Here is a 19965-nt window from a genome sequence, read left to right on the forward strand (position 1 = left end):
CACTACCGACTCCCTCCTGGAGGCACGCATTCGGATGCTCGCCCGCCGCCGCCCATCACCCCTGCCTGCTACGAGCAGCAACACCTCATCCTGCCCAGATCGACACTGCTAGATCGCACTGGCACATTGGCACAAGGTTGTGCACGGTCGGTGGGTGATTCGGTCAGAATCTCCACTTTCCTGACACAAACGCTCCCGAAACCGAGCGGACGACTGCGCACGCTTCCGGACTGTAAATGGCCATACCTGCTGATAGCTCAGTACTTTCACGCTCTACTACGGACGAACGCGTACGGTGCGACTACGCCAGAAGGTTAGGGGTTCGAATCCCTTCGGGCGCACTCACTCAACGACTCCCGCGGCATGCGTCACGCCCGGGAGTCGTTGCTTTCGGTAGTTCCGGTCGTGATCATGATCGATAATCCGCGTCATGTATCGCCTCAGTTCGCTCGCCGGTGCGGACGGCCGTGTCTTGGGCAGGCAGCGCGTCCGGCTGCTGCGGATCTACCTGGGCGCGACGACATTCCTCTATCTGTACGGCGTCGTGTTCACGATCTTCCCGGTGCGCACCGACATCGCGTATGCGAACCCCGTCGGGGGGATCGTCGCGATCGTCCTCGGGGTGGCGGCGCTGACGTATCTGGCGGTCAGACCGGAGCGGCTGATGCCGGCGACCCTCGCCGCGATCGCGGCCACCCCCGTGGTGATGGCCTTCCACGTCACGATCACCGCCGAGTACGTCTGCTTGATCGGCCCGATGTTCCTGGCGATGTATCTACGGGCGTTCCACCCGCCGCGCCAGGCATGGCTGTTGATCGCTTCGCTCACCATGGCGTGCCTGGTCGCGGTCGGCGCGGCCCCGGCGCCGCACGTGGGCGTCATCACCTTCCTCATCATGGTCGTGGCGATCGTCGGGGCGGCCGAATCGTTCGGGCTGCTCATGCGGGCGATGTTCACCGCGGCGTGCACCGATCCGCTGACCGGTCTGCTCAACCGCGCGGGGTGGGAGATCGGGACGGCCGACGTCGTGGCGCGGTGCCGCTCGGGTTCGGCGACCGTGTCGGTCGTCGCGCTGGACATCGACGGTCTCAAGGCCATCAACGACACCTACGGTCACCTCGCCGGCGACCGCCACATCACCGAGTGCGCTCGTCAGTGGAGGCGGGCCGCGCCAAGGGGCGCGGTGTTGGCGCGGCTCGGCGGCGACGAGTTCGCCGCCTGCATCGCCGGTGCCGATGACGGCACGGTGGCGGAGTTCGTGCGCGAGATCGAGGTGCGCACGCCCGGGGTGAGTGTGGGCACGGCCAGCCGGCCCTGCCGCGCGGCCGGCGTGGCCGACCTGTATGCCGAAGCCGACGCCGCGATGTACCGCGGCCGCGGCCGGCCGGTGCGCGACGACGCCGAGCCCCGGTGAGGCTCGGCGTCGGGTCGTGCGGTTCTTACAGGCGGCCCACCGCGTAGCTGGCGGCCTGCTGCGTCATCCCGTTCACGCCGTACAGGGCGTGCGCGATGCTCGGCTGTCCGCCGGGTGCGCCGTTGCAGATGGTGTCGCCGTCGGCGCACAGTTCGAGGGTCTTGGGCTGGTAGAGCGGCCCGATGACGACCGGCGGGGCGCCGTAGGTGCCGAGCCACTGCGGTGACGGCAGGCCGAACAGCGTGACCGCCGCGACGTGCTCGGAGACCTCGGCGGCCAGCGGCTGGGGCACGGAGTTCCGGTATGCGGCAGGCACCGCTTCCGGGACCGTGGACGAGGTCACGAAGCCGGCGACGACCGCGCCCTGGGAGAAACCGCCCAGCACGATCCGGGTGTTCGGGCACGTGTTGGCGATGGTCTGGACGCGGCTGCCGGCGTCCCGGATCCCGTCGACGACGGTCCTGGCCAGCTCGTCGCGGGCGTCGAAGTTGTTGGAGGCCGCGTAGTTGACCGCATAGACGTTCACGGTCCGGGGCGCGGCCTGCGCGCGCAGCGCGTCGACGAACGACTGGCCGACGCCCCCCACACCCACCGCCTCGCCGGTGCCGCGGGCGAAGACCACCTCGACGTCGGGACACGGTTGCGCGGACGCCGACGGGGCGGCCACACCGACCATCGCGGCCCAGGTGGTCAACGCCACCGCACCGATGAAGCGACCGATCTGGCGAACTCTCATGTGAAACTCCTGCGAAATAGTGGCCCGACGCCAGCCGTGATTACCCTCACGTTTCTGCACCAAACCCCGCGTAATCTCGCACGGTATGACGACACCTCCGGTCATCCAGCGCTGGCTCGAGCTCATCGACGACGGCCACGGCGGCGACGGCGGCGATGGTGGCGACGTGACGGCGCTGCTGGCACCGGATGCGGTGTTCTACTCACCGGCGGTGTTCACCCCGCAGGAGGGGCGCGACAAGACCGCCGCCTACCTGACCGCGGCTGCGAAGCTGTTCGGCGGTAACGACTTTCGCTACGTCAATCAGTGGTACGCCGAGCGTTCGGCGGTGCTGGAGTTCGTCGCCGACATCGACGGCATCCACGTCAACGGCATCGACATGATCGAGTGGAACCAGTCCGACGAGATCACCTCGTTCAAGGTGATGCTGCGCCCGTTCAAGGCGTTGCAGACCGTCATCCCCAAGATGGCCGAGTTGTTGGGGAACTGATGCGGCTGCTGCTCATCTCGGACACCCACGTGCCCAAGCGGGCGCGTGATCTGCCCGCGGTGGTGTGGGACGAGGTGGCGCGCGCCGATGTGGTGATCCATGCCGGCGACTGGGTGGAGCCGGCGCTGCTCGACGTGCTCGAGGAGCGCTCGGCGCGGTTGGTGGGCTGCTGGGGCAACAACGACGGCGCCGAACTGCGCCGCAGGCTGCCCGAACGAGCGGACGTCACGTTGGGTGGGGTGCGGTTCACCGTCGTGCACGAGACCGGGGCGTCGGGCGGGCGCGACGCCCGGATGGCGAAGCTCTACCCGGACACCGACGTGCTCGTGTTCGGCCACAGCCACATTCCGTGGGACACCACCGCGGCGACGGGGCTGCGGCTGCTCAACCCCGGCTCGCCGACAGACCGCCGCCGCCAGCCCTACTGCACGTACATGACCACGACCATCGCCGACGGCGCGCTCGGTGACGTCGAACTGCACAATGTGGAGCAGCGTGGCTGACCGACCCGCCCGGGTCGCCGACGTGCACGAGATCGCGGCCGCGATGCCGCACACCACGCGCATCGAAGGGCCCAAGGGCAACGCCATCTACCAGGTCGGCGGCAAGTCGTTCGTGTTCTTCCGCACCCCGCAACCGGACGCCGCGGACCCGGACAGCGGTGAGCGCTATCCCGATGTGATCATGATCTGGGTGGAGTCCGAGGAGGACAAACTAGCCTTGATCCAGGACCCACAGTCGCCGTTCTTCACCACCAACCGGTTCGACGGTCATCTGTCGGTTCTGGTGCGCGGCAAGGACATCGGCCGGATCGGCGTCGAGGAGCTGACCGAGTTGATCCAGGACGCCTGGTTGTCGCGGGCGTCCAAGCGGCGCGCCGAACGCTGGCTCGCCGAACAGCGGCGCTGACAAGGCTGTTGACCGGCCCCGGGTAGCGCTAGCCGGTGCTCGCGGCGACGATCAGGTCGATGTGCTTGGTCGCCCAGTTGCCCAGCGGCTCGAGCGCGTCCAGGAGTTCCCGGCCGGCGGGAGTCATCGAGTACTCCACGCGCGGTGGCACCTCGTGGTAGCTCTCCCGGTGCACCACGCCGTGGCGCTGCAGTTCCTTGAGGTGCTGGGTGAGCATCTTCTGCGAGATGCCGGCCAGACTGCGGTGCAGCGCGTTGAACCGCTTCGGGCCGTCCTGGAGTTCCCACAGGATCAGCGGCTTCCACTTTCCGTCGACCACCGCCATCGCGGCGTCCAGGCCGCAGGTGTACTCGCCGAGCCGGCTCATTCGACCTCCTGGTCAGCGCCATTACTTACCTCGAGGTGAGTATCGCACTTTGAAGTGGGTACTTGCTGAGAACTCCGCGTCGAATCGACGATGGGCCCATGACAATCAGCTTCCTGGGACTGGGCGAGATGGGGTCGGCTCTCGCCCGCAGCGCGATCGATGCCGGCCACGACGTCGTCGTCTGGAATCGCAGCCCGGCGCGCTCGGCCGCGTTCGCCTCTTCCGCGCGCGTGGCCGGATCGGCGGCCGAGGCGCTCGAGGCGGGTGACGTCGTCGTCGTCTGCCTGTTCGACGCCGAATCGGTGCACCGGGTGCTCGACCCCGTCGCGGACCGTCTGACCGGCCGTCACGTCATCAACCTCACGACCACCACACCCGAGGCCTCCCGCGACCTGGCCGGCTGGGCGGCCGGGCACGGCGCCGACTATCTCGACGGCGGCGTCATGGCGGTGCCTGCGATGATCGGCACGCCGGAATCGCTGGTCTACTACAGCGGTTCGCGTGCGGTGTTCGACGGGCACCGGGACCTGTTCGAAACCTGGGGTGCAGCAGAGTATTTCGGGCAGGACCCGGGGCTTGCCAGCCTGCACGACCTCGCGCTGCTGTCGGCGATGTACGTGATGTTCGCCGGGTTCTTCCACGGCGCCGCGATGGTCGGCACCGTCGGAACGTCGGCCAAGGAGTTCGCCGGCCGGGCCACCGCGTGGCTGCAGGCTCTGCTGCCCGCACTCGCCGGCTACGCCGAGGTGATCGACGGCGGCGACTACACGCTGCCCGGCCAGCAGAGCCTCGCGTTCTCCGACATCACCGAGATCGTCGAGGCCAGCCGCGCCGCCGGGCTCAGCACCGAGGTGGTCGACGTGGTGCAGCGTCTCATCCACCGCCAGATCGACGCGGGCCACGGATCCGAGGGCTTCGCCCGCATCATCGAGAGCATCCGGAACCCGGGGCGCGCGGCATGATCTCGGTACTCGGGCTCGGGCCGATGGGGCAGGCGCTGACGAGTGCGCTGCTCGACGCCGGCCAGCAGGTGACGGTCTGGAACCGCACCCCTGCCAAGGCCGCATCCGTACGCGCTCGCGGTGCGCAGTGGGCCGACGACCCGGCGGCGGCCGTCACCGCGAGTGCTGTCACGCTGATCAACGTCGTCGACCAGTCCGCCCTCGACGCGGTGGTCAGCGCCGCCGGTGACGCGGTGGCCGGCCGCGTCATCGTCGGACTGGCCTCGGACACCCCGGAGGCGGCACGCGCCACCGCGGCGCTGGTCGAGAAGCTGGGTGGGCGTTACCTCGACGGCGCGATCATGACGCCGACCGACACCGTCGGCAGCCGCGAGGCCCGCATCCTGTTCGCCGGCCCGCGCGACCTCTACGACGCGCACCGCGCGGTGTTCGACACGCTGGCCACCACGACCTGGCTCGGCGAGGATCCGGGGCGGGCAGCGGCTTACGACATGGCGCTGCTCGACCTGTTCTGGACGTCGGTCAGCGGGGTGCTGCACGCGGTGAATGTGGCTCGGGCGAACGGCATCTCACCCGATGAGCTGTTACCGCACGCCCAGGGCATCGTCGGTATCCTGCCGCCGATCGTCGACGATCTGCTCGGACGTCTGGCCGCCGACCGGCACGACGAGAGCACCGCATCGGTCTCGTCGGTGGCGGCATCGGTGCGTCATCTGATCGCCGCATCGCGGGCCGCCGGGGTCGACGCCGGGGCGCTCGAGGCGTTGCGCGGGTACGTCGATGCGGCGGTGGCGGCCGGTTACGGTGCCGACGAGATCAGCCGCATCGCCCACATGATGAGGTGATTCGGTGGCAGGGTCATCGCCATGGACTCGAAGCCACCGAGCGCGATCATCGAAGCGGCACACCGCGACCACCTGGGCAGCCTGCCGTTCGCCGACACCAGGGACTTCGAGGCCGCCGACCGCGGCTTCCTCGCCGCGCTCGACCCGTGCGTCATCGAGGCGGCCGACGGGCGGGTGGTGTGGGACAACGACGCCTATGCGTTCCTGCGCGCCGACGCGCCCACGTCGGTGCATCCGAGCCTGTGGCGCCAGTCGAGGCTGGCCGCCAAACAGGGGCTCTACGAAGTGGTCGAGGGCATCTATCAGGTGCGCGGCTTCGACCTGTCGAACATCACGTTCGTCGAGGGCGACACCGGCGTCATCGTCATCGATCCGCTGATCTCCACCGAGACCGCCGCGGCCGCGCTGGCGCTCTACCGTCAGCGCCGCGGTGACCGGGCGGTGGCCGCGGTGATCTACACCCACAGCCACGTCGACCACTTCGGCGGCGTGCTGGGGGTGACCACACAGGCCGACGTCGATGCCGGCCGGGTGCCGGTGATCGCGCCCGAGGGGTTCATCGACCACGCGGTGTCCGAGAACGTCTATGCCGGTACGGCGATGACGCGTCGCGCGACGTACATGTACGGCACGATGCTCGACGTCGGACCCGCCGGGCAGGTGGGTTGCGGGCTGGGACAGCGCACGTCGACCGGTGAGGTCGCGGTGATCGTGCCGACGCTCGACATCCGTACGACCGGGGAGACCCACGCGATCGACGGCGTCGAGATCGAATTCCAGATGGCGCCGGGCACGGAGGCACCGGCCGAGATGCACTTCTACTTCCCGCAGTTCCGCGCGCTGTGCATGGCGGAGAACGCCACCCACAATCTTCACAACCTGCTCACGCTGCGGGGTGCGCTGGTGCGTGACCCGCACAGCTGGGCGCGATACCTCACCGAGGCGATCGACACGTTCGCCGACCGCGCCGACGTGGTGTTCGCCTCGCACCACTGGCCGACGTGGGGCCGTGAGCGGATCGTGGAATTCCTGTCGTTGCAACGGGATCTGTACGCCTATCTGCACGACCAGACGCTGCGCCTGCTCAACCAGGGGCACACGGGGATCGAGATCGCGGAGGACTTCACGCTGCCGCCCGCGCTGGAGAAGGCGTGGCACGCGCACGGCTACTACGGGTCGGTGAGCCACAACGTCAAAGCGGTGTACCAGCGGTACATGGGCTGGTTCGACGGGAACCCGGGCCGGTTGTGGCAGCACCCGCCCGCGGCCGCGGGCCCGCGCTACGTGGAGGCGATGGGCGGGCTCGACCGGGTGGTCGAGTTGGCCCGCGCCGCGTTCCACGATGGCGATTATCGTTGGGCAGCAACGCTATTGGACCACGCGGTGTTCACCGATGAACAGCATGCCGGAGCGCGTGAGCTGTATGCGGACACCCTGGAGCAGCTGGGCTACGGGGCGGAGAACGCGACCTGGCGGAACTTCTTCCTGTCCGGGGCGACCGAGCTGCGGGAGGGGAACTTCGGCACGCCGACGCAGACTGCGTCGCCGAGCATGCTGGCCCAGCTCACGCCCGAGCAGATGTTCGACGCGTTCGCGATCAACGTCAACGGGCCGCGGGCGTGGGACCTCGACGTGGCGGTCGACGTGACGTTCGGGGACACCGGCGACAACTACCGGCTGACGCTGCGCAACGGGGTTCTGGTGCACCGAAAGGTGGCGGCCGATCCGTCGAGCGCCCACGCGACGATCCGGTTGGGGGACAAGCTGCGGTTGTTGGCGTACGCGGCGGGCGACAGTGCGTCGCCGGGTGTCGAGATCGACGGCGAGCAGGGCGCGCTGGCGTCGATCGTGGGCGTGTTGGACCGGCCGGACCCGGCGTTCGACATCGTCACCCCGTAGTGCCTACGGCTGCCCGCCGTCCGCTCGCAGGATTGAACCGGTCGTGAAACTCGACGCGTCCGACATGAGAAACAGTGCGGCGCCGACGATCTCGGACGGCGAGCCGGCCCTCGCCAGCGCGAGGTGACCGAACGGCTCCGCCACACCGGAGAAATCCCACGCCTTGCTGATGTCGGTGAGGAACGGCCCGGCCATCAGCGTGTTGACCCGCACCGTCGGCCCGAACGCCTTTGCCAGCCCCTCGGTCAACGTGTTCAGCCCGGCTTTGGCCGCCGCGTACGGCAACATCGTGGGGTCGGGCCGCAGCGAACCGCTCGAGCTGACGTTGACGATCACCCCGCCACCGTCGGCGACCATCCGCTCACCGACCAGCGCGGCCAAGCGGAACGGGCCTTTGACGTTAAGGTTGAACACCGCGTCGAAAAGCTTCTCGGACACCGACGTCAGCGAGTCGTAGAGCGGCGACATCCCCGCGTTGTTGACCAGCACGTCGAGTCTGCCGAACCGCGAGTACACCGCGTCGACGAGCCCGTCGAGCTGATCCCACCGCCCGACGTGCACCGCGTACGCCATGGTTTCCCGGCCGGTCGCCTCGGAGATCTCCGTCGCCGTCGCCTCGCACGTCTCCAGCGACCGGCTGGCGATCACGACGGAGGCACCGCACCTGGCCGCCGCGTACGCGATCTCCCGCCCCAACCCCCGGCTGCCCCCGGTGACCAGCACCACCCGGCCACTGAGATCGAACAGATCGTCGGCGTATCCCATGGCCCCATATGGTGGCACGGTGCAACTGCTTCTGGTCAGACATGCGCTGCCTCTGCGCAGTGAACCCGGTGAGGGCTCCGACCCCGTCCTGTCCGAGGAGGGCATCGAGCAAGCCAAACGGCTGCCCGACGCGTTGTCGCGATTTCCGATCGCCCGGTTGGTGAGCAGCCCACAGCGCCGTGCGGTGCAGACGGCCCAGCCGGTCGCCGACGCGCTGGGCCTCGACGTCGAGGTCGACGATCGCCTCGCCGAATACGACCGCGACCTGCCGCACTACATCCCGATCGAGCAGATCGCGAGGGAGAATCCGCAGGAGCTCGAGCGGCTGATGAACGGCAAGCTGCCCAGCGGAGTGGACGAGGACGCGTTCATGGCGCGGATCTTCGCCGCCGTCGACGACATCGTCACGAGCGCCGAGCGCGAGGACACCGTCGCGGTGTTCAGTCACGGCGGGGTCATCAACGCGCTGCTGCACCGCGTACTGCGCACCGAGAAGCTGCTGTCCTTCCACGTCGACTACGCCTCGGTCACCCGGCTGCTGTGGTCCTCGCGGGCCGGAGCGCTCACGGTGGCGTCGGTCAACGGCACCGAGCACGTATGGGATCTGCTGCCCCGAAACCTGCGGTGGTAGGAAAAGCGCATGACGTCTTCCACCCTCGACGGGCTCGACCTCGACGCACTCGACCGCCATCTGCGATCGGAGGGCATCGCCCGCACCGGTGACCTGCGCGCCGAACTGATCGCCGGCGGCCGCTCCAACCTGACGTTCCTGGTGTTCGACGACGCCTCGAAGTGGGTGCTGCGCCGCCCGCCGCTGCACGGGCTGACCCCCTCGGCGCACGACATGGCCCGCGAGTACCGGGTGGTGGCCGCACTCGCCGACACCCCGGTGCCGGTGGCCCGCGCGGTGACGATGCGCAACGACGATTCGGTGCTCGGAGCCCCGTTCCAAATGGTCGAGAACGTCGAGGGCCGGGTCATCCGCCGCGCCGACGAGCTCGAGGCCCTCGGCGACAGGGCGACGATCGAGGGCTGTGTCGACGAACTGATCCGGGTGCTGGCCGAACTGCACGCGGTGGATCCCGCCGCGGTCGGCCTCGCGGACTTCGGCAAGCCCAACGGCTACCTCGAACGGCAGGTGCGGCGCTGGGGTTCGCAGTGGGGGCATGTGCGGCTGGAGGACGATCCGCGCGACGCCGACGTGCACAAGCTGCACGCCGCGCTCGGCGAACGCGTCCCGACGGAGAGCCGCGCGTCGATCGTCCACGGCGACTACCGCATCGACAACACGATCCTCGACGCCACCGACGCGACCAAGGTGCGCGCGGTGCTCGACTGGGAGATGTCCACCCTCGGCGATCCGCTCAGCGACGCGGCGCTGATGTGCGTGTACCGCAACCCGATGTTCAACTACGTCCACAGCGACGCGGCATGGACCTCGGAGCTGCTGCCGACCGGCGACGAGATGGCACAGCGCTACGCGACGGCGTCGGGCCAGCCGCTGGCGCACTGGGACTTCTACATGGCGCTGGCGTACTTCAAGCTGGCGATCATCGCGGCGGGCATCGCCTTCCGTGCCCGCATGGGCGGCACGGAGGACAACGTCGGTGACGCGGTGGCACCGCTGATCGCGGCGGGGCTCGAGGCCCTCGACTGACGCCGACTCAGCGCAGCGCGGCCTTGTAGTTCTTCTTCGCGGCGCGCCGCAGCTGGAACAGCCGCGCGGCTCCGGCCAGCGACGCGATCAGCCCGCCGCACACGGCGGCCAGCAGGATCGCCACTCCCAGTGGCAGGTTCCACTGCCAGCCGAAGAACGCGAACTCCGCGGACTCGGTGTTCTGGGCGATGAAGATGAGCAGCACGATCAGGATGAGCAAGCCGACGATCACCGACGTCCACAGTGCGGCCGCCCTGGTGAAGTGGACCTTCTTGACCTCAGCCGGACTGCGATCCGCCACCGGGTAGTCCCCCGGCACCGGCGGGCCGGGGTTGGGCGGGTCGTAGGGCCCCGGCTCATGCCCTGCTGACGGCCCGTACGGATCGGTGCTCATAGCTGCTAATTGCCCATTCGCACGGTGTGTGAAACCCGTGTCGCGCTGAGGTAAAGGAGGGCGCACCCGGCCGCATCCCGCTAGTGTCCGCAAGAGCCACCCGCATGAGCACCTTGGCCGAGAGGACATCCGAATGGCGAGCACGCGCAGTCGCAGGCGGGGCGTGACCCGGCTGGCGGCGCTTCTGGCGTCGGTCACGTTGGCCGTGGCCGCATGCGGCAGTTCGAACCCGCTCGGCGGCGGGCAGATCTCCGGGGACCTGAAGACGATCGCCGTCGGGTCGGCGGACTTCACCGAATCCAAGATCATCGCCGAGATCTACGCCCAGGCGTTGGAGGCCAACGGTTTCGACATCAGCAGGCAATTCGGCATCGGCAGCCGCGAGACGTACATCCCCGCCGTGCAGGACCACTCGATCGACCTGATCCCCGAGTACACCGGCAACCTGCTGCAGTACTTCGACGAAGAGACCAAGGTGACCACGCCCGACGAGGTGGTGCTCGGGCTGCTGCGGGTGCTGCCCGGCGACCTGTCGATCCTGTATCCCTCGCCCGCCGAGGACAAGGACACCGTCGCCGTGTCGGCCGCGACCGCGCAGCGGTGGAACCTCAAGACGATCGGCGACCTCGCCGCCCACTCACCCGAGGTGAAGTTCGGCGGTCCGTCGGAGTTCCTCAACCGCACCGAGGGCCTGCCGGGGCTGAAGGAGAAGTACGGCCTCGACATCGCGCCCGCCAACTTCGTGGCGATCAGTGACGGCGGCGGGCCGGCGACGGTGCGTGCGCTGACCGACGGCACGGTCACCGCCGCCAACATCTTCAGCACGTCACCGGCGATCGAACTCAACGATCTGGTGGTGCTGGAGGATCCGAAGAACAACTTCCTGGCGGCCAACGTGGTGCCGCTGGTCGCATCGCAGAAGAAATCCGACGAGCTCAAGTCGGTGCTCGACGCGGTGAGCGCGAAACTCACCACCGAAGGCCTCATCGAACTCAACTCGGCGGTCGAGGGCAACCAGGGTGTCGACCCTGACGAGGCCGCGCGAAAGTGGGTCGAGGACAACGGCTTCAACCATCCCCTGCAGAAGTAGGCGACCCGATGATCACGTTCTCCGACATCACCAAGCGGTACCCGGACGGAACCGTCGCCGTCGACGACCTGAGCCTCGAAGTGCCCGAGGGCACGCTGACGGTGTTCGTCGGCCCGTCCGGCTGCGGTAAGACCACGTCGATGCGGATGATCAACCGGATGATCGAGCCCACGTCGGGCACGCTCACCGTCAACGGCGACGACGTCACCAAGGTCGACGCGGTCAAACTGCGGTTGGGGATCGGCTACGTCATCCAGAGCGCCGGGCTCATGCCGCATCTGCGGGTGGCCGACAACGTCGCGACCGTGCCGGTGCTGCGCGGCGAATCGCGACGCAGCGCCCGCAAGGCCGCACTGGCGGTGATGGAACGCGTCGGCCTCGACGCCGGGCTGGCCGACCGCTACCCCGCGCAGCTGTCCGGCGGTCAGCAGCAGCGCGTCGGGGTCGCCCGCGCGCTCGCCGCCGATCCGCCGATCCTGCTGATGGACGAACCGTTCAGCGCGGTCGACCCGGTGGTCCGCGAGGAACTGCAGGCCGAGATCGTGCGGCTGCAGAACGATCTGCGCAAGACCATCGTGTTCGTCACCCACGACATCGACGAGGCGATCAAGCTCGGCGACAAGGTCGCGGTGTTCGGCCGGGGCGGCAGGCTGCTGCAGTACGACGCCCCGGCGCGGCTGCTGTCCAACCCGGCCGACGACGCGGTGGCCGGGTTCGTCGGCGCCGACCGCGGCTACCGGGGGCTGCAGTTCCGCCACGCCTCAGGTCTGCCGCTGCACGACATCCGCCACGTCCGCGAACCCGAGATCGACGCGCTGCAGCTGGGGGTCGAGGACTGGGTGCTGGTCACCCGGCCGGACGGCACGCCGTACGCGTGGATCGACGCCGACGGTGTCGCCCTGCACCGCAGCGGCAGTTCGCTCTACGACAGCACGACCGCCGGCGGGTCCCTGTTCCGGCCGGACGGCACCCTGCGGCTCGCACTCGACGCCGCGCTGTCGTCGCCATCGGGGCTCGGGGTCGCGGTCGACGAGGCCGGTCAGGTGATCGGCGGGGTGAGGGCCCACGACGTGCTGGCCGCACTCGACCGGCAGCGGCGGGGTGTGTGAGCCGGTGCGGTATCTGCTGACCCACCTCGACGACCTGTGGGCGCTGACGGTGATCCACCTGCGGCTGTCGCTGGTCCCGATCGTGCTCGGACTGGTGATCGCGGTGCCGCTCGGAGCGCTCGTGCAGCGCACCACCGCGCTGCGGAGGCTGACCACGATCACCGCCAGCATCATCTTCACCATTCCGTCGCTGGCACTGTTCGTCGTGCTGCCGCTGGTCATCCCGACGCGCATCCTCGACGAGGCCAACGTCATCGTCGCGCTGACCCTCTACACCGTCGCCCTGCTGGTGCGCGCGGTGCCCGAGGCGCTGGACGCGGTGTCGCCCGCGGTGCTCGACGCGGCCACCGCCGTCGGCTACACACCGCTGGCTCGGGTGCTGAAAGTCGAACTGCCCCTTGCCGTTCCGGTACTGATCGCCAGCCTGCGCGTCGTCGCGGTGACCAACATCTCGATGGTGTCGGTGGGTTCGGTGATCGGCATCGGCGGGCTGGGCACCTGGTTCACCGAGGGCTACCAGGCCAACAAGAGCGATCAGATCGTCGCGGGCATCATCGCGATCTTCGTGCTGGCGGTGGTCGTCGACACGCTGATCATGCTGATCGGCAAGGCACTGACGCCTTGGATGAGAACGACAGGCGCGAACCGCCCGGCCCGCGCCAAGACCGTGGGGGCCGCCGCGTGAACTTCCTGTCCGAGGCGCTGTCGTTCATCTTCACCGCCGCCAACTGGGCCGGTCCGGCGGGACTGGGCGCCCGCATCGTCGAACACCTCGAGTACACCGTCATCGCGGTCGTGTTCTCCGCGCTGATCGCCGTGCCGCTCGGGATGATCATCGGGCACACCGGCCGGGGCACGTTCCTGGTCGTGACGGGGGTCAACGCGCTGCGCGCACTGCCGACGCTCGGGGTGCTGCTGCTCGGGGTGCTGCTGTGGGGGCTGGGGCTGATCGGCCCGACCGTCGCGCTGATGCTGCTCGGCATCCCGCCGCTGCTGGCGGGCACCTACGCCGGCATCGCGAACGTCGACCCCGCAGTGGTCGACGCCGCCCGATCGATGGGCATGACCGAACGCCGCGTGCTGCTGCGCGTCGAGGTGCCGATCGCGCTGCCGCTGATCCTCGGCGGACTGCGCACCGCGACGTTGCAGATCGTGGCCACCGCGACCGTCGCCGCCTACGCCAGCCTCGGCGGGCTGGGCCGCTACCTGATCGACGGCATCAAGGTCCGCGAGTTCTATCTGGCGCTCGTGGGCGCGCTGATGGTGACGGCGCTGGCGCTGATCCTCGACGGGTTGCTCGCGCTGGCGGTGTGGCTGTCGGTGCCCGGCACCGGTCGGTGGCGGCGCGCGGGCCGGATGCCGCAACCGTTCCTGAGCGACGAGGTGGCGCTGGAGTCACGAAGTCGTGGCGGATCACGGTCGACTTCGGCAGCGGGCTACGAACCTGCGGGCGCGTCGCCTACGGTAGAAGGGTGAGTGAAGCCGACCGCTCTGACTCGAAGAACACGTGGCCCGCGGTCTTGACCTGGCGGGCGCATGACGTCGCGCGGATGGAGTCCGTCCGCGTGCAGATGTCCGGTAAGCGCATCAAGGCCTACGGCCGGATCGTCGCGGCCCGCTGTGACGCGCACCCGGCGTTCTCCGCCTCCTACGATCTCGTCACCGACGAACACGGCGCCACCAAACGGCTGTCGATGACCGTCACGTTGGCCGAGCGGGAGCGGCAACTCTCGATCGCCCGCGACGAAGAGAACATGTGGCTGGTGCGCAATCAGCAGAACCAGATGAAGCGCGCCGCGTTCGACGGCGCCCTCGATGTCGACGTCGTGCTCAGCCCGTTCTTCAACACGCTGCCGATCCGTCGCACCGGTCTGCACGAGCACGCCGATTCCATCACCGTCCCGGTGGTGTACGTGCGGCTGCCCGAGTTCTCGGTGGAACAGGCCTCGATCAGCTACAGCGGCGGCGGGCCGGGCAACCCGGATGGCATCAAGGTGCATTCACCGGTCGCCGAGACCACGATCACCGTCGACGCCGACGGCTTCGTCGTCGACTATCCCGGGTTGGCAGCGCGGATCTGACCACCCCGCCGGCCCGGCCGGCCGCGGCCAGTTCGTCGCGCCAGTTCTCGGCGCCGATCACGGTGGTGATGATCTCCGGGCGGCTGAAGCTGTCGTAACGCATCCGGGCGGCGTGCCCTGATTCGACCAGTTCGGCCACCGAACCGTGCCGCGCCAGGGTGTGGCGGGCGGCGGTGAGCAGTTCGATGGTGCGGTCCAGTGCGGGCACGAGCTGCGCCGAGTTCGCCTCGCACATCGCCCGCACCAGATCGGGTGCGGTCGCGGCGACGCGGGTGCCGTCACGGAACGATCCGGCCGCCAGCGCGAACGCCAGCGGCACTTCCCCTGCGGTGACGGCGAGCGCCTCGGCGAGCAGGTGCGGCAGGTGCGAGATGCCGGCCGCGGCGGCGTCGTGTTCGTCGGAGCGGGCGGGCACCACCACGGCGTGGCAGTCCAGCGCGAGCGTCATCACCTGCGCCCACACGTCCGGGTCGACGTGGTCGTCGACGCTGATCACCCAGGGCGCACCGACGAACAGCGCGGCGTCGCCCGCGGCCCAGCCGGAATGCGCGGTGCCGGCCATCGGGTGTCCGCCGACGAACCGGTCCAGCAGCCCGAACGAGCGGACCTGTTCCAGCACAGCGCTTTTCACGCTCGTGACATCGGTCAGCGGGCACTGCGGCGCGGTGTCGCGGATGTGGCCCAGCATGAGCCCGAGGGCGGGCACGGGGACGGCCAGCACGATCAGCGCGGAGGTCTCGGCGGCGCGGCCCAGGACCTCGTCGACGTGTTCGCTGGCGTCGAACCCGTCGAAGCGTGCGGCCTGCACACCCTCCACCGACCGGTTGTATCCGAACACCTCGCGCCCGGCCGCGGCGGCCGCCCGCATCAGCGATCCGCCGATGAGGCCGAGGCCCAGCACGCACACGGGTGGTTTCGTCACCGTTCCAGGTTGGCACACCGCGTCGGCGGCGGTGCCCATGCCTGGTCAAAGGCGCTGGTGGGCGACTACCGTACTGCGACATGGGAGCACAGAGTGCGCCGGCGCAGGGCACACCCGACGGGTTCGGGGTGGCGGTCGTCCGCGAGGACGGCAAGTGGCGCTGCGCGCCCATGCGGCGGGCCGCGCTCAACAGCCTGTCGGTCGCTGAGAAGGAGCTGTGTGAGATCCGCAGCGCCGGAGCGGTGTTCGGGTTGCTCGACATCGACGACGAGTTCTTCGTGATCGTTCGGCCCGCACCGTCGGGGACGCGGCTGCTGCTGTCGGACGCCACCGCGGCGCTGGACTACGACATCGCCGCCGAGGTGCTCGAGCAGCTCGACGCCGACATCGAACCCGACGACCTCGACGACGCCGATCCGTTCGAGGAGGGCGATCTCGCCGTGCTGTCCGACATGGGTCTGCCCGAGGCGGTGCTCAGCGTCATCCTCGACGAGACCGACCTGTACGCCGACGAGCAGCTCGGCCGCATCGCCCGGGAGATGGGCTTCGCCGACGAGCTGTCCGCGGTGCTCGACAAACTCAATCGGTGACCTCCGACGAGACCCTGATCCGCACCGCGCTCGACGCCGCGGCGCTGGCCGGTCCGCGCGATGTGCCGATCGGTGCGGTGGTCTTCGGGCCCGACGGCACCGAGCTGGCGCGGGCGGCGAATGCGCGGGAGGCGCTGGGCGATCCGACGGCGCACGCGGAGGTGCTCGCATTGCGGGCGGCCGCGGCGGTGGTCGGCGACGGCTGGCGGCTGGAGGGGACGACGCTGGCGGTGACCGTCGAACCGTGCACGATGTGCGCCGGCGCGCTGGTGCTGGCGCGGGTGGCGCGGTTGGTGTTCGGGGCGTGGGAGCCGAAGACCGGTGCGGTCGGTTCGCTGTGGGACGTGGTGCGCGACCGCAGGCTCAACCACCGGCCCGACGTCCGCGGCGGGGTGCTCGCCGAGGAGTGCGCGCGCCCGCTGGAGGCGTTCTTCGGGGCACAGCGCTAGGGGTCCGTCGAAACTGCGCGTAGGGCTGCCAGCTCCCTCGATTGACGACCCTGGGCGCAGTCTCGATTAGGGCGAGCGGTCGAGCTTCGGTAAGCTGCCACACGGTGGCGTGTCCGAGCGGCCTAAGGAGCACGCCTCGAAAGCGTGTGACGGGTAACCCCCGTCCGAGGGTTCAAATCCCTCCGCCACCGCCAACACCGCCCGCCTGTTACCGCAGGTAAGGGCGGTTTTTGCGTTTGCTGGCGCGTGGTCGTGGATCCGAGTCGGCAGATCGGCTCAACTGGCTTACGGACGGTGGCGTGAAAGTTAAGGTGCGCGTATGGCGGAAGACGACGTGGAACGCGTGATCGACGACCTCAACCAGAGGGCGGAAGAAGAAGAATCGGAATTGCCGGAACAGGCTGACGTGCCTCTGAATGTCAGCGAGGACGAAGCGATACAGGCGGTTCAGAAGCAGTTCAAGGACGCGGGCACCGAGTGCACCGAAGAGGAGGCGCGCACGTTGGTGCACGCCGCCCGGGAGAAGGCGGAAAGGAAGAAGGCGGAGAAGAAGTCCGGCAGCGACTCGGACGAGAAGTCGGATGACGAATCCGACAAGGACTCGGACTCTTAGCGCAGTCGGCTCTGCCCGCGAGGAACTGTTCTCCCCTGCGCATCCCAGCTACTTGGAGTCAGGGCTCGTCACCGAGGGGGCGACGTTCGCGGCGGGACGGCTTCGGTAGGAGCGTCGAACTCGGCGATACTGACCCGGTGTCTGAACTCAATGTGCTCGGCGGTCCGCTTCAGGAGTGCGGCACCGATCCACTGACCGGCTTCTACCGCGACGGCTGCTGTTCGACCGGCCCGGAGGATCGCGGCGCGCACACGATCTGCGCGGTCGTCACCGTCGAGTTCCTCGAACATCAGCGCTCGATCGGCAACGACCTGTCCACCCCGCGGCCCGAGTACCGGTTTCCCGGCCTGAAACCCGGCGACCGCTGGTGCGTCACCGCCGCGAACTGGCTACGCGCGCACCGCGACGGGTGTGCCGCGCCGGTGGTGCTCGCCGCCACCCACGAACGCACCCTCGACGTGGTGCCGCTCGAGGCGCTGCAGGAGCATGCCGTTGACGTGCCCGACGACCTGGGCGGCCTCTAGCTGTAGTAGAAGGTGGTGAAGTCGGGTTTCCAGGCGCCGGCTTTGCACGTCAGCACCAACCCGTCGGGGGTCTGCGCAACGCCGGTGCTGTCGTGACACGGCAGCCCGTTGGTCCGCACGCCGACGAGCGCTGGTTGCGCCACCCACTCGCCCTGCACGTTGCACAGGTAGTTGTTGCCCGAGGCGTCGAGACCGAACAGGTAGCGGCTGCCGCCGGGGACGCATGATTCGCTCGGGTTGATGTTGCGGTCCACGTACGGCACGCAGTCGGCGCTGTTGCAGGGGGTCGCCCCGGCGGGCGATGCGGTGACGAGCGGCGCGGCGAGCGCGCCGCCGGCCAGGGCAAGAACAGCCACCAGTTTCATGGGATCAGCTTGCCCGATTCACCCCGCCGGCCGCAGGAAGTTCCCCGAGACGGTGATCGCCGGCGCCGACGAATCGCCGCCCACCACGAGCGTCGCGAACGCGATGTCTCCGGCGATCCCCGCGAACCAGCCGTGGGAATGGGTGTTGTCGCCGAACTCCGCGGTGCCGGTCTTGCCGCCGAGGTCGGGGATGTCGGACAGCACGTTCGCGGTGCCCTCGGTGACGGTCGCGCGCATCATCGTGCGCAGCGCGCCGACGACGTCGGCAGGCAGCGGTTCGGACGGGGTGTCGGCAGTGGTCTCCTCGCCGAGCACGAGGGTCGGGGTGATCGTCGATCCGTGCGCGAGGCTGGCCTCAGCGACCGCGAGCCCGAACGGGCTGACCGTGACGGTGCCCTGGCCGATGCCGTTCTCGACGCGCTGGGCGGCGGTGTCGGCGGCGGGCACCTTGCCGGTGACCGTGGTCAGGCCGGGGACGACGTAGTCGACGCCGATCCCGAACTCGCGCGCCGTGGTGGACAGTGCATCGGCGGGTAACCGGTCGGCCAGCGCGGCCATCGAGGTGTTGCAGGACCGGGCGAACGCCGTCGTCAACGGCACGGTGCCGAGATCGAATTCGTCATCGTTGGGGATGGTGCGGTTCTCGATCGTGAGCCGCCCCGGGCATTCGACCGGCGTCTGCGGCGTGACCAGTCCGGCCTCGAGCGCCGCCGCGGTGGTGATGGTCTTGAACGTCGAGCCCGGCGGGTACAGCCCGGAGAACGCGATGGCGCCCTGCGCGTCGGCCGCCTCGTTCTGCGCGGCCGCAATGATGCCACCGTCCGATGGCGAGATGGCGACCAGCACCGTCGGCCGCGGTTCGGTGGCGACCGCCTGCTGCGCCAGGAGCTGCAGGCGCAGATCCAGCGAGGTGCGGACGGGGTCGGTCGGGGCGGGCGGCGTCGCGGTCAGCCGCTGCGCGACGGCACCGTCGCCGTCGACCAGGTACACCGACCAGCCGGCGGTGCGGGTGATGCGGTCGTGCCACACCTTCGGCAGTTCGGCCATCGCGGGGGAGCGCAGCGCCCGGTCGGCGGTGAGCAGGTCGCCCTGCTCGGCGATCGCGACCCCGGGCACGGCGCGCAGCTGATCGGCGATCGGGGTGAGGTCGGCTTCGCGCAGCCGGATCACGGTGACCACCTTGTCGGCATTGGCGTCGAACTGTGCCGAGATCGATTCGGGCGTGATGCCCGGCTCGATCGGCGCGAGCAGTGCCGCGAGCGCGGCCGCCGACTGCCGGTGGTCCCGGTCCAGCGTGATCACACCGACGGTCTGCCACGTCATCAGTGGTTGACCGGTGCGGTCGAGCACGGGGGTCTGCAGCTCGCTGTCCTCGCTGTACTGGAACTTCAGGCCCGGCTGCAGGTCCGGGTGCAGCAGCGTCGGCGACCACGCCAGCCGCCACTCGTCACCGCTCTGCTCGGCGGTGCCCGTCGTCTCGTAGCCGAATTCGCGGCCGGGAGCCAGCGTCCACTGATAGCGCAGCGTCTGCCGGTTCTCCTCACCGTCGACGGCGGCCGCCTCGACGCGAACGCCGGCGTCGGCGCCCAACCCGTCGAACATCGCCGCGATCACCGGTTCGGCGGCGGACGGATCGGTGGTCTGCTGCGCCGCGGCCTTGGCATCGCGCCGGCCGAGCGCGTCCGCGAACGCGCCGAACGGGTCCGCGGGGCTCGACGACGAGCAGGCGGTGAGGGTGACGACGAGTGCGGCGACGAGCGCGAGGACGAGTCGTTTCACGCCCC

25 protein-coding genes and 1 tRNA gene are annotated in these 19965 nt (G+C 69.4%); 19 read left to right on the forward strand and 7 right to left on the reverse strand.

The genetic code is table 11. The annotated features are described in order from the left end of the window. Positions 1 to 430 precede the first annotated feature (430 nt). On the forward strand, positions 431 to 1414 hold the full coding sequence (locus tag G6N30_RS23050; protein WP_134057132.1) for a GGDEF domain-containing protein: 984 nt from the start codon (positions 431 to 433) through the stop codon (positions 1412 to 1414). 25 nt (positions 1415 to 1439) lie between these two features. Here G6N30_RS23050 and G6N30_RS23055 read toward each other — a convergent pair whose 3' ends face one another. Continuing rightward, positions 1440 to 2150, reverse strand: a complete 711-nt coding sequence (locus tag G6N30_RS23055) for a cutinase family protein (protein WP_134057130.1) — start codon at positions 2148 to 2150, stop codon at positions 1440 to 1442. Between the two features lie 85 nt (positions 2151 to 2235). On the opposite strand from G6N30_RS23055, the gene G6N30_RS23060 reads away from it, so the two are divergent. Genes G6N30_RS23060 through G6N30_RS23070 form a run of 3 tightly spaced genes read left to right on the forward strand, consistent with a single transcriptional unit; the run spans position 2236 to position 3549 of the window. Then, on the forward strand, positions 2236 to 2640 hold the full coding sequence (locus tag G6N30_RS23060) for a nuclear transport factor 2 family protein (protein ID WP_134057128.1): 405 nt from the start codon (positions 2236 to 2238) through the stop codon (positions 2638 to 2640). Beyond that, a complete protein-coding gene (locus tag G6N30_RS23065; protein WP_134057126.1) occupies positions 2640 to 3143 on the forward strand; it encodes a metallophosphoesterase family protein in 504 nt (167 codons plus the stop codon). Before G6N30_RS23060 ends, G6N30_RS23065 begins: the two co-directional genes overlap by 1 nt. Next, positions 3136 to 3549, forward strand: a complete 414-nt coding sequence (locus tag G6N30_RS23070; protein WP_134057124.1) for an MmcQ/YjbR family DNA-binding protein — start codon at positions 3136 to 3138, stop codon at positions 3547 to 3549. The genes G6N30_RS23065 and G6N30_RS23070 overlap by 8 nt, the downstream gene beginning before the upstream one ends. 28 nt (positions 3550 to 3577) lie before the next feature. On the opposite strand, the gene G6N30_RS23075 is transcribed toward G6N30_RS23070, so the two are convergent. Then, positions 3578 to 3916, reverse strand: a complete 339-nt coding sequence (locus G6N30_RS23075; protein WP_134057122.1) for a winged helix-turn-helix transcriptional regulator — start codon at positions 3914 to 3916, stop codon at positions 3578 to 3580. 98 nt (positions 3917 to 4014) lie between these two features. Here G6N30_RS23075 and G6N30_RS23080 point away from each other — a divergent pair, with 98 nt between their 5' ends. From G6N30_RS23080 to G6N30_RS23090, 3 genes are read left to right on the forward strand one after another with little or no spacing between them, the layout of a single operon-like run. Then, positions 4015 to 4878 (forward strand): NAD(P)-dependent oxidoreductase, encoded by an 864-nt coding sequence (locus G6N30_RS23080; RefSeq protein ID WP_134057120.1) that lies wholly within the window; start codon positions 4015 to 4017, stop codon positions 4876 to 4878. Further along, positions 4875 to 5723 (forward strand): NAD(P)-dependent oxidoreductase, encoded by an 849-nt coding sequence (locus tag G6N30_RS23085; protein WP_134057118.1) that lies wholly within the window; start codon positions 4875 to 4877, stop codon positions 5721 to 5723. The genes G6N30_RS23080 and G6N30_RS23085 overlap by 4 nt, the downstream gene beginning before the upstream one ends. Positions 5724 to 5744: 21 nt before the next feature. Continuing rightward, positions 5745 to 7622 carry an alkyl/aryl-sulfatase gene (locus G6N30_RS23090; RefSeq protein WP_134057116.1) on the forward strand — a complete coding sequence of 626 codons (1878 nt, stop codon included), beginning with the start codon at positions 5745 to 5747 and terminating at the stop codon, positions 7620 to 7622. A 3-nt stretch (positions 7623 to 7625) separates the two neighbouring features. On the opposite strand, the gene G6N30_RS23095 is transcribed toward G6N30_RS23090, so the two are convergent. After that, on the reverse strand, positions 7626 to 8387 hold the full coding sequence (locus G6N30_RS23095) for an SDR family NAD(P)-dependent oxidoreductase (protein ID WP_134057114.1): 762 nt from the start codon (positions 8385 to 8387) through the stop codon (positions 7626 to 7628). Positions 8388 to 8406: 19 nt separating this feature from the next. Between G6N30_RS23095 and G6N30_RS23100 the strand changes: the two genes are divergently transcribed. Together G6N30_RS23100 and G6N30_RS23105 are read left to right on the forward strand one after the other, a co-directional pair. Continuing rightward, positions 8407 to 9018 carry a histidine phosphatase family protein gene (locus G6N30_RS23100; RefSeq protein WP_134057112.1) on the forward strand — a complete coding sequence of 204 codons (612 nt, stop codon included), beginning with the start codon at positions 8407 to 8409 and terminating at the stop codon, positions 9016 to 9018. Positions 9019 to 9027: 9 nt separating this feature from the next. Next, on the forward strand, positions 9028 to 10044 hold the full coding sequence (locus tag G6N30_RS23105; protein WP_134057110.1) for a phosphotransferase family protein: 1017 nt from the start codon (positions 9028 to 9030) through the stop codon (positions 10042 to 10044). A gap of 7 nt (positions 10045 to 10051) precedes the next feature. On the opposite strand, the gene G6N30_RS23110 is transcribed toward G6N30_RS23105, so the two are convergent. After that, positions 10052 to 10438: a LapA family protein gene (locus G6N30_RS23110; RefSeq protein WP_134057108.1), complete on the reverse strand. Its 387-nt coding sequence runs from the start codon at positions 10436 to 10438 to the stop codon at positions 10052 to 10054. A 133-nt stretch (positions 10439 to 10571) separates the two neighbouring features. Here G6N30_RS23110 and G6N30_RS23115 point away from each other — a divergent pair, with 133 nt between their 5' ends. Genes G6N30_RS23115 through G6N30_RS23135 form a run of 5 tightly spaced genes read left to right on the forward strand, consistent with a single transcriptional unit; the run spans position 10572 to position 14718 of the window. After that, positions 10572 to 11528: an ABC transporter substrate-binding protein gene (locus G6N30_RS23115; RefSeq protein ID WP_134057106.1), complete on the forward strand. Its 957-nt coding sequence runs from the start codon at positions 10572 to 10574 to the stop codon at positions 11526 to 11528. A gap of 8 nt (positions 11529 to 11536) precedes the next feature. Next, positions 11537 to 12637: an ABC transporter ATP-binding protein gene (locus G6N30_RS23120; protein ID WP_134057104.1), complete on the forward strand. Its 1101-nt coding sequence runs from the start codon at positions 11537 to 11539 to the stop codon at positions 12635 to 12637. A 4-nt stretch (positions 12638 to 12641) separates the two neighbouring features. Further along, the gene (locus tag G6N30_RS23125; protein ID WP_134057102.1) at positions 12642 to 13322 is read left to right on the forward strand and encodes an ABC transporter permease; all 681 of its coding nucleotides are present in this window, start codon (positions 12642 to 12644) and stop codon (positions 13320 to 13322) included. Beyond that, complete coding sequence (locus G6N30_RS23130) at positions 13319 to 14113, forward strand: ABC transporter permease (RefSeq protein ID WP_134057100.1); 795 nt, start codon at positions 13319 to 13321, stop codon at positions 14111 to 14113. The genes G6N30_RS23125 and G6N30_RS23130 overlap by 4 nt, the downstream gene beginning before the upstream one ends. Beyond that, positions 14110 to 14718, forward strand: a complete 609-nt coding sequence (locus G6N30_RS23135) for a putative glycolipid-binding domain-containing protein (RefSeq protein ID WP_134057098.1) — start codon at positions 14110 to 14112, stop codon at positions 14716 to 14718. Before G6N30_RS23130 ends, G6N30_RS23135 begins: the two co-directional genes overlap by 4 nt. Here G6N30_RS23135 and G6N30_RS23140 read toward each other — a convergent pair. Then, complete coding sequence (locus tag G6N30_RS23140; RefSeq protein ID WP_134057564.1) at positions 14660 to 15625, reverse strand: prephenate dehydrogenase; 966 nt, start codon at positions 15623 to 15625, stop codon at positions 14660 to 14662. The genes G6N30_RS23135 and G6N30_RS23140 overlap by 59 nt on opposite strands. Before the next feature lie 95 nt (positions 15626 to 15720). On the opposite strand from G6N30_RS23140, the gene G6N30_RS23145 reads away from it, so the two are divergent. The 5 genes from G6N30_RS23145 (at position 15721) to G6N30_RS23165 (ending at position 17816) form a co-directional block, all read left to right on the forward strand. Continuing rightward, positions 15721 to 16230, forward strand: coding sequence for a tRNA adenosine deaminase-associated protein (locus tag G6N30_RS23145; RefSeq protein WP_134057097.1), 510 nt, complete (start codon positions 15721 to 15723; stop codon positions 16228 to 16230). Next, the gene (locus G6N30_RS23150) at positions 16227 to 16679 is read left to right on the forward strand and encodes a nucleoside deaminase (RefSeq protein WP_134057095.1); all 453 of its coding nucleotides are present in this window, start codon (positions 16227 to 16229) and stop codon (positions 16677 to 16679) included. Before G6N30_RS23145 ends, G6N30_RS23150 begins: the two co-directional genes overlap by 4 nt. A gap of 103 nt (positions 16680 to 16782) precedes the next feature. After that, positions 16783 to 16873 (forward strand) — tRNA-Ser (locus G6N30_RS23155). 125 nt (positions 16874 to 16998) lie between these two features. After that, positions 16999 to 17292: a hypothetical protein gene (locus G6N30_RS23160; RefSeq protein WP_134057093.1), complete on the forward strand. Its 294-nt coding sequence runs from the start codon at positions 16999 to 17001 to the stop codon at positions 17290 to 17292. Positions 17293 to 17429: 137 nt separating this feature from the next. After that, positions 17430 to 17816, forward strand: coding sequence for a DUF2237 family protein (locus tag G6N30_RS23165; RefSeq protein WP_134057091.1), 387 nt, complete (start codon positions 17430 to 17432; stop codon positions 17814 to 17816). Here G6N30_RS23165 and G6N30_RS23170 read toward each other — a convergent pair. Both G6N30_RS23170 and G6N30_RS23175 read right to left on the reverse strand, forming a co-directional pair. Further along, the gene (locus tag G6N30_RS23170; RefSeq protein WP_134057089.1) at positions 17813 to 18181 is read right to left on the reverse strand and encodes a hypothetical protein; all 369 of its coding nucleotides are present in this window, start codon (positions 18179 to 18181) and stop codon (positions 17813 to 17815) included. The two genes, G6N30_RS23165 and G6N30_RS23170, sit on opposite strands and share 4 nt — an antisense overlap. Positions 18182 to 18199: 18 nt before the next feature. Beyond that, a complete protein-coding gene (locus tag G6N30_RS23175; protein WP_134057087.1) occupies positions 18200 to 19960 on the reverse strand; it encodes a penicillin-binding transpeptidase domain-containing protein in 1761 nt (586 codons plus the stop codon). Positions 19961 to 19965: the final 5 nt, after the last annotated feature.

Origin of the sequence: Mycolicibacterium litorale, from assembly GCF_010731695.1 — a bacterium.
Lineage (GTDB): Bacteria > Actinomycetota > Actinomycetes > Mycobacteriales > Mycobacteriaceae > Mycobacterium > Mycobacterium litorale.